General features: G+C 46.2%; 7 protein-coding genes. 6 read left to right on the forward strand and 1 reads right to left on the reverse strand.

Annotation, left to right across the window (positions count from 1 at the left end; translation table 11 throughout):
- Nucleotides 1-46: 46 nt before the first annotated feature.
- On the reverse strand, nucleotides 47-826 hold the full coding sequence (locus IBX48_RS09150) for an enoyl-ACP reductase (RefSeq protein ID WP_296833566.1): 780 nt from the start codon (nucleotides 824-826) through the stop codon (nucleotides 47-49).
- 56 nt (nucleotides 827-882) lie between these two features.
- Between IBX48_RS09150 and IBX48_RS09155 the strand changes: the two genes are divergently transcribed.
- The 6 genes from IBX48_RS09155 to IBX48_RS09180 all read left to right on the forward strand — a co-directional run.
- The gene (locus tag IBX48_RS09155; RefSeq protein ID WP_365942465.1) at nucleotides 883-3,084 is read left to right on the forward strand and encodes an ABC transporter substrate-binding protein; all 2,202 of its coding nucleotides are present in this window, start codon (nucleotides 883-885) and stop codon (nucleotides 3,082-3,084) included.
- Complete coding sequence (locus IBX48_RS09160; protein WP_296833569.1) at nucleotides 3,081-4,058, forward strand: ABC transporter permease; 978 nt, start codon at nucleotides 3,081-3,083, stop codon at nucleotides 4,056-4,058. Before IBX48_RS09155 ends, IBX48_RS09160 begins: the two co-directional genes overlap by 4 nt.
- Nucleotides 4,055-5,452, forward strand: a complete 1,398-nt coding sequence (locus tag IBX48_RS09165; RefSeq protein ID WP_296833572.1) for an ABC transporter permease — start codon at nucleotides 4,055-4,057, stop codon at nucleotides 5,450-5,452. Before IBX48_RS09160 ends, IBX48_RS09165 begins: the two co-directional genes overlap by 4 nt.
- A 49-nt stretch (nucleotides 5,453-5,501) precedes the next feature.
- Nucleotides 5,502-5,780: a type II toxin-antitoxin system RelE/ParE family toxin gene (locus tag IBX48_RS09170; protein WP_296833575.1), complete on the forward strand. Its 279-nt coding sequence runs from the start codon at nucleotides 5,502-5,504 to the stop codon at nucleotides 5,778-5,780.
- A 10-nt stretch (nucleotides 5,781-5,790) separates the two neighbouring features.
- Nucleotides 5,791-6,084: a HigA family addiction module antitoxin gene (locus IBX48_RS09175; RefSeq protein WP_296833577.1), complete on the forward strand. Its 294-nt coding sequence runs from the start codon at nucleotides 5,791-5,793 to the stop codon at nucleotides 6,082-6,084.
- Nucleotides 6,085-6,180: 96 nt separating this feature from the next.
- Nucleotides 6,181-7,756 (forward strand): dipeptide ABC transporter ATP-binding protein (locus IBX48_RS09180; RefSeq protein ID WP_296833580.1); only part of this gene is annotated, 1,576 nt, incomplete at its 3' end.

Raw genomic sequence — 7,756 nt, forward strand, 5'->3', positions numbered from 1 at the left:
AAACCCCGCAATGCGGGGTTTGATTTCTAAAGTAGTGATCTAATCTTTAGGTTGACGCGGTGATGTTGTAACCGCCGTCCACATAAGTGATTTCGCCGGTAATGCCGGACGCTAGGTCAGAACACAAGAAGGCGCAGGTGTTGCCGACTTCTTGAATTGTGACGTTGCGACGTAAAGGGGTCGCTTGCGCGGCTTTGTCTAGCATAGAACGGAAGTCTTTAATGCCAGAGGCCGCCAAGGTACGGATTGGGCCAGCTGAAACCGCGTTTACACGGATACCATCTTGACCTAGGTCAGCGGCTAAATAACGCACGGTGGCTTCCAAAGAGGCTTTCGCAATCCCCATTACGTTATAGTTAGGTACCGCACGTTCTGCACCTAAATAAGACAAGGTCATGACTGAACCTTTGCGCGCTTTTAACATCTCAAAACCGGCTTTGGTTAAGGCGGTTAAGCTGTAAGCACTGATGTCGTGAGCGGTTTTGAAACCTTCACGAGTTGATGCATCAATCATGCGGCCTTCTAATTCTTCACGTGGTGCAAACGCAACCGAGTGAACCAAAATATCCAAACCCTCTGGCCATTGTTTTTTTAATTCGCTAAATACGTTTTCAATTTGCGAGTCGTCAGCCACATCCAAAGGTAGCACGATTTTTGAACCTAATTCTTCAGCGACACCTTCCACACGACTCTTCAATTTTTCAGTTTGATAGGTCAGGGCGATTTCTGCGCCTTGCTCATGCATTTGTTTTGCAATACCATAAGCGATGGATTTATTGTTGGCGACGCCGACAATTAAGGCACGTTTGCCAGTTAAGAATCCCATAATTTTCTCCGTAACGGTTGATTCAATTCTAAATAAAACAGTGGCGTCATTATAACGTGAAATTAAAATCGAAGATAAAAATGCTGTTTGAAGGCGCACGATTTGTTTTATTAGGTGCGGCGACCTTGGGTTTAGTGGCCTGTTCGGATCAGTGGAATACACCTTACACCAACGAACAAGTCGCTTCGAACACGTTATTTAGTGCGTTTTCCGCACCGCCTAAACATCTTGATCCAGTGCGTTCTTATAGCTCAAACGAATGGGCAATTAACGCTCAGATTTTAGAACCGCCATTGCAATATCACTATTTAAAACGACCTTATACCCTAGAACCTCTGACGCTTAGTAAAATGCCAGAAGTGCGTTATCTCAATCAGCAAGGTGAGCCAGTGTTGGCAACGGATGCCGATTTGGCTTATTCCGAGGTGGTTTTAAACATTAAACCCGGCATTCAATATCAACCGCATCCGGCGTTTGTTAAAGACGAGCAGGGCGCTTTGCGTTATGCGGCTTTATCAGCAAAAGATTTAAGCGGTCTGAAATCGCCCTTTGATCTTAAAGACCAGTCTAGTCGTGAATTGGTCGCGGCTGATTATGCTTATGCGATTAAACGCATGGCGGTGCGCCAAAACCATTCCCCCATTTTAGACAGCATGAACGAACATATTGTTGGTTTGGCTGAATTCTCGGAACAAATTAGCGAACAGCGCACTCAAGCCGATAGCGATGCTTTTTTTGATTTAAGACCACACGAGATCGAAGGCATAAAAGTCGTAAACGACTACGAACTGCGCATCCGTTTGCATGGTGTGTATCCGCAGTTTATGTATTGGCTGAGTATGAACTTTTTCGCCCCCGTGCCTTGGGAGGTCATGCAGTTTTACGCACAACCAGGCCTGGTGGATTTAAATATCAGTTTCGATACCTTTCCGGTCGGCACTGGGCCTTATCGTTTGGTTGAAAATAACCCAAACCGTCGCATGCGTTTGCAAAAACACCCGAATTACCAACCACAGTATTACCCAAATGACAGTTTAGCTGAAAATATGCCGTCTAGCCTGCTAGCCGATGCGGGTAAACGTTTGCCGATGATTGACGAAGTGGTTTACACCCTCGAAAAAGAAAACGTGCCTTATTGGAATAAGTTTTTACAAGGTTATTACGATGCGTCAGGTGTGAGTGCTGACAGTTTTGATCAAGCGGTGCAGGTCTCGGTGAATGGCGAATTAGATTTGACCGGTGAAATGAAAACCAAAGACATTCAGATGCGCTCCAGCGTGCAGCCGACTATTTTTTATCTGGCGTTTAATATGCTTGATGAGGTGGTCGGTGGCTACGATGAAAAAGCTCAAAAATTACGCCAAGCGATTAGTATCGCGGTCAATTATGAAGAGTTTATTTCGATCTTTATGAACGAACGCGGTTTAGCCGCACAAGGCCCAATCCCACCGGGTATTTTTGGCCATGTCGATGGTGAAGCTGGGGTAAATCCGTATGTGCATGATTGGCATGAAGGTGAAGCCCGCCGTAAATCGCTTGAAACCGCGCGTCAACTTTTGGCTGAAGCCGGTTATCCAGAAGGTCGTAATCAACAAACTGGGCGACCATTGCAATTAAATTATGATGCGGTCGCCACCGGGCCAGATGATCGCAGTCGTATGGATTGGATGCGTAAACAATTTGAGCAGCTGGGTATTGAGTTGATGATTCGTTCAACCGATTACAATCGCTTCCAAGACAAGGTACGCAAAGGCGATGCGCAGATTTTCTTCTGGGGTTGGAACGCGGATTATCCTGATCCAGAAAACTTCCTATTCTTGTTATACGGCCCAAATAGCTCGGTTGCGACCAACGGGGCGGGCATTAACTCATCCAACTACGCCAATCCAGAATTTGATCGCTTATTTGAACAAATCCGCACCATGGAAAACACGCCAGAACGCATGGCTAAGTTACAACAAATGATTGATATTGCACGCCAAGATGCACCTTGGATTTGGGGTTTGCATCCGCGTTCGCTCAGTTTGTATCACAGCTGGTATAAAAACGTTTGGCCGAATAGCCTGGCCAACAATACCATCAAATACCTCGCAATTGATGCCGAGCAACGTGCACAAAAACAAGCCCAGTGGAACCAACCGATAGTTTGGCCACTTTGGTTAACAGCCGCGATCATTTTATGGCTGATTATTTGGGCGCGACGAGTGTATCGTCAACGCCAACAACAGCGTGTTATAACAGGAGACAACGCCTCATGATGGCTTATATTGCACGCCGATTGTTTTATGCGATTCCGATTTTAATTGGCGTTAACCTCATTACGTTTGTACTGTTTTTTATGGTCAATAGCCCGGATGATATGGCGCGCGCCCAACTGGGTGCAAAACAAACCACCCCCGCGATGATTGAAACTTGGAAAGCCGAACGCGGCTACGACAAGCCTTTATTCTTTAATAACGAAGCACCAGGCCTGGTGAAGTTTAGCGATACCTTGTTTGTCGAAGAATCGCTCAAGTTATTTGTATTTGATTTTGGCCGTTCGGATTCGGGGCGCGATATTGGCGCGGATATTTTAGAGCGCATGTGGCCAAGTCTGCAGATTGCTTTACCCACCTTTGCGATCGGCCTGATTACCACCATAACCTTGGCATTATTGATTGTATTATTCCGAGGCACCGCATTGGATACCTCCGCGATGGTGATTGCGGTGATGATTATGTCGATTTCTGGGCTGTTTTATATCATTGCCGGCCAAGTATTATTTAGTAAAATCCTCAATTGGGTACCGATCTCCGGCTATGAACCCGGATGGGCGGGGGTTAAATTTGTCATATTACCGGTATTGATCGGTGTATTCGCCGGATTAGGCGCTGGCACACGTTGGTATCGCAGTATTTTCCTCGAAGAAATCAACCGAGATTACGTACGCACCGCGCGCGCTAAAGGTTTGTCGGAAATCAAAGTTTTGTTTAAACACGTATTACCCAATGGCATGTTGCCGATTTTAACCGGGGTGGTGGTGGTCATTCCCAGCCTGTTTATGGGCAGTTTAATTATGGAATCCTTCTTTGGTATTCCTGGTTTGGGTAGCTATACCATTGACGCGATCAACGCACAAGACTTTGCAATTGTAAAAGCCATGGTGTTTTTTGGCGCAGTGCTTTATATCATTGGTCTGATTTTGACCGATATTTCCTACACAATTTTTGATCCAAGGGTGCGTTTATCATGATGTGGGTATGGTTATGGACAGACATCATGATTTGGCTCTTGGTGGTGTCGCTAGGTTTGTGGGGCTGGACAATCTCGCGTTCGCCGCAGGTTAAAGCGCAATGGATCGCGATTTTCCGTTCTAAAATCGCGATGACTTCGGCGATTGTGTTATTAATGTATGTGTCCATCGCGTTGCTGGATTCCCTCCATTTTAGATTAGCCTTACCCGATCAACCCGTGGGCGAAAAAGTCCAATACCAAGGCCAAACGCTGAGTGTTTTGGATTGGGTGTTTGATGAAATTCGCGGCAAAGTAGAGCGCACCTATTCGGCGCCGTTTGCGTTAAAAGAACACAGCAGCTCAATCATTAAAACCGACGATGGTCAAATCAAACAAATCGCGTTGGATTTAACCCACGCCGGTTCACATCTGGCCGCAGCGGAGGATAGAAATCAAGACATTCTACTCAAATCCCTCTGGGCGATATTTGTGGCTTGGGTATTAAGTAAATTATTTATTAGCTTGCATATTTACTGGCGCGCACGCGTAGCGAAAATCAGCTGGCGGCAACAAGCAGGCCTGGTGCTTAAGGGCAAAACCGAATTGCCTTGGCGCACCGCCTATTTAACCTTTAGTATCGGTTTAATCGTGTTGGCTTGGCTTTATCATTTAGGCCATTATTATCATGTGCTCGGCACCGATAAAGTCGGTGGTGATGTGCTTTATCAAAGCTTCAAAAGTGTGCGAACCGGTGTATTAATCGGCGTGTTAACCACCTTGGTGATGTTACCTTTGGCACTAATTTTAGGCATCAGTGCCGGTTTGTTCCGTGGTTGGATTGATGATGTTATTCAATATCTCTACACCACGTTGAACTCAATCCCCGGCATCCTATTAATCGCCGCCGCCGTGTTGGTTATGCAAACCATGATTATGAACAACCCAGACTGGTTTGAAACCGCCACCGAACGCGCGGATATTCGCTTGCTCGTATTGGTGCTGATTTTAGGCCTCACCAGCTGGACAGGGCTGTGTCGTTTATTACGCGCCGAAACCCTAAAAATCAGCCAAGTCGAATACGTCACCGCCGCCCGCGCATTTGGTGTGAGCCGGTTTAAAATAATCGGTCGCCATATTCTGCCGAATGTCATGCATATCGTATTGATCGCCGTGGTGTTAGATTTCAGTGCGTTAGTATTAGCTGAAGCCGTACTTTCTTATGTTGGTGTCGGTGTTGACCCGACCATGCACAGCTGGGGCAATATGATTAACCAAGCCCGTTTAGAAATGGCGCGCGAACCCATGGTATGGTGGTCGCTGCTGAGTGCGTTTATCTTTATGTTTATTCTAGTACTGGCCGCCAACCTGTTCTCAGATAGAGTCCAGCGCGTGCTAGACCCCAAAAATAATTAAGGTTTTTATGTTAGGCTTGTTAACTGTATCGCTACAGGTTACAATTTAAATGATTAAAACCTTTCGGCATAAAGGTTTAAAAAAATTCTTTGAAACTGGCTCTAAAGCCGGTATTCAAGCGGTGCATGCGCCTAAGTTGTCACGACAACTTTTATTACTCAATAACGCTTCGCACCCAGAAGAAATGAATGTTGCTGGTTGGCATTACCATCCATTGGCTGGCGGATTAAAGAATCATTATGCTGTTTGGGTAGATAAGAATTGGCGTCTTACTTTTTGTTTCAATGGGGAAGATGCTGAGCTTGTTGATTATCAGGACTATCATTAAGGAAAATGAAATGAAGATGTTTTGCCCTCCGCATCCAGCGTCCATTTTACGTGAAGATATATTGCCAGAGTTAGGCCTTAGTGTGACCGAGGCCGCTAAACAGCTTGGGGTATCGCGCGTGCAGCTGTCTCGTTTACTCAATGAGCATTCAGGTATTTCCGCTGACATGGCATTGCGATTAGAACAGTGGCTTCAAACGCCTTCAGCAGAGGCCTGGTTAAAAATGCAAATGGCATATGACTTGTGGCATGTTCAACAAAAAGCAAGGCCAAGCATTCAGCCGGCTACAACGGCGATGGCTTGAAGTAGAAGGCGTTATGGCTTGGTTTTCCGCTCCAATTTAACCACCAAGCCTGGTTGAGAAGATCAAACGATATTTAATGTTTTAGGGGAAGTGCTTGTGAATAAGCCGGTTTTAGATGTCCATAATTTAGTGATTAAAGTAGGCGAAAACACGCTGATTGACCGTATTAGCTTTAGCATTCAGCCGGGTGAGATTTTTGCTTTGGTGGGCGAGTCGGGCAGTGGTAAGTCTTTAACCTCGTTGGCGATTATGCGTTTATTGCCAGAGGCGTTAAACATTGAAGCCGGTGAAATTCAATTGCATCAAAAATCCCTATTAAGTCTATCGGAAGCGCAAATGCAAAAAGTGCGCGGTAAATCGGTCGCGATGATCTTTCAAGAACCCATGACTTCGCTTAATCCGGTGATGCGAGTAGGGGATCAAGTCTCCGAAGTGTTACGTGTTCATTTAGGCTTGTCGTCCAAACACGCCAAACTGCGCACCATCGAGCTGTTTAATGAAGTCGGCATTCCTGAAGCATCAGATCGGGTGGATTGGTATCCGCATCAATTATCAGGCGGTCAAAAGCAACGAGTGATGATCGCGATGGCCTTAGCTTGCGAACCCGATTTATTAATCGCAGACGAACCCACCACCGCACTAGATGTCACCATCCAAGCCCAAGTATTGGCTTTGCTGAAAAAACTGCGTGATGAGCGTGGTTTGTCGATTTTATTTATCACCCACGATATGGGCGTGGTCGCGCAAATGGCTGATCGAGTTGCTGTCATGCAAAAAGGTAAAATCCTCGAAACCGCCGAATGCGAACACTTTATTACCGCACCCACCCATCCTTACACTCAACAATTATTGGCAGATGCGTTACCAACTCGCGATTACAAACCCGCGACAAGCCAAGATTCGCTACTGGATTTACGTGGCTTAAAAGTGCATTTCCCGATTAAAAAAGGCTTATTACAACGCACCGTTGGTTATGTAAAAGCGGTGGATGGCGTCGATTTAGTGATTAATCGCGGCGAAACCTTAGCGTTGGTGGGCGAATCCGGCAGCGGCAAAAGCACAATTGGCCAAGCCATTTTGCGATTAATTGATAGCACAGATGGCGAAATCCGTTATCAGGATGTCGATTTAGCCAAGCTAAAAGAAAACAAAATCAAACCCTTACGCCAAAAAATACAAGTGATTTTCCAAGACCCTTATTCGGCCTTAAACCCGCGTATGACCATTGGCGAAATCATTCGCGAAGGCATGGTGAGCCTTAAAGTCGGTTCACAGAAAAAAGCCGATCAAGACGCACGTATTACCGAACTACTGACGCAAGTAGGTTTATTGCCAGAACACAAACAGCGTTATCCGCATGAGTTTTCCGGCGGCCAACGTCAACGTATCGGCATCGCGCGCGCCTTAGCAGTAGAACCTGAGTTAATCATCTGCGACGAACCCACCAGCGCACTAGATGTCACCGTGCGTGCACAGGTTTTAGACCTATTAAACAACCTACAAAAAACCTACAACCTATCCCTATTGTTTATCACCCACGACCTCTCCATCATCCCACGCATCGCCCACCGCGTCGCCGTGATGTCAGAAGGCCGAATAGTAGAGCAGGGCGAAGTGCAATCCATCCTAGAAAACCCACAACACCACTACACCCAAACGCTATTAGCGGCGG

The organism is Thiomicrospira sp. (assembly GCF_014859555.1).
In the GTDB taxonomy this organism is placed as follows: domain Bacteria; phylum Pseudomonadota; class Gammaproteobacteria; order Thiomicrospirales; family Thiomicrospiraceae; genus Thiomicrospira.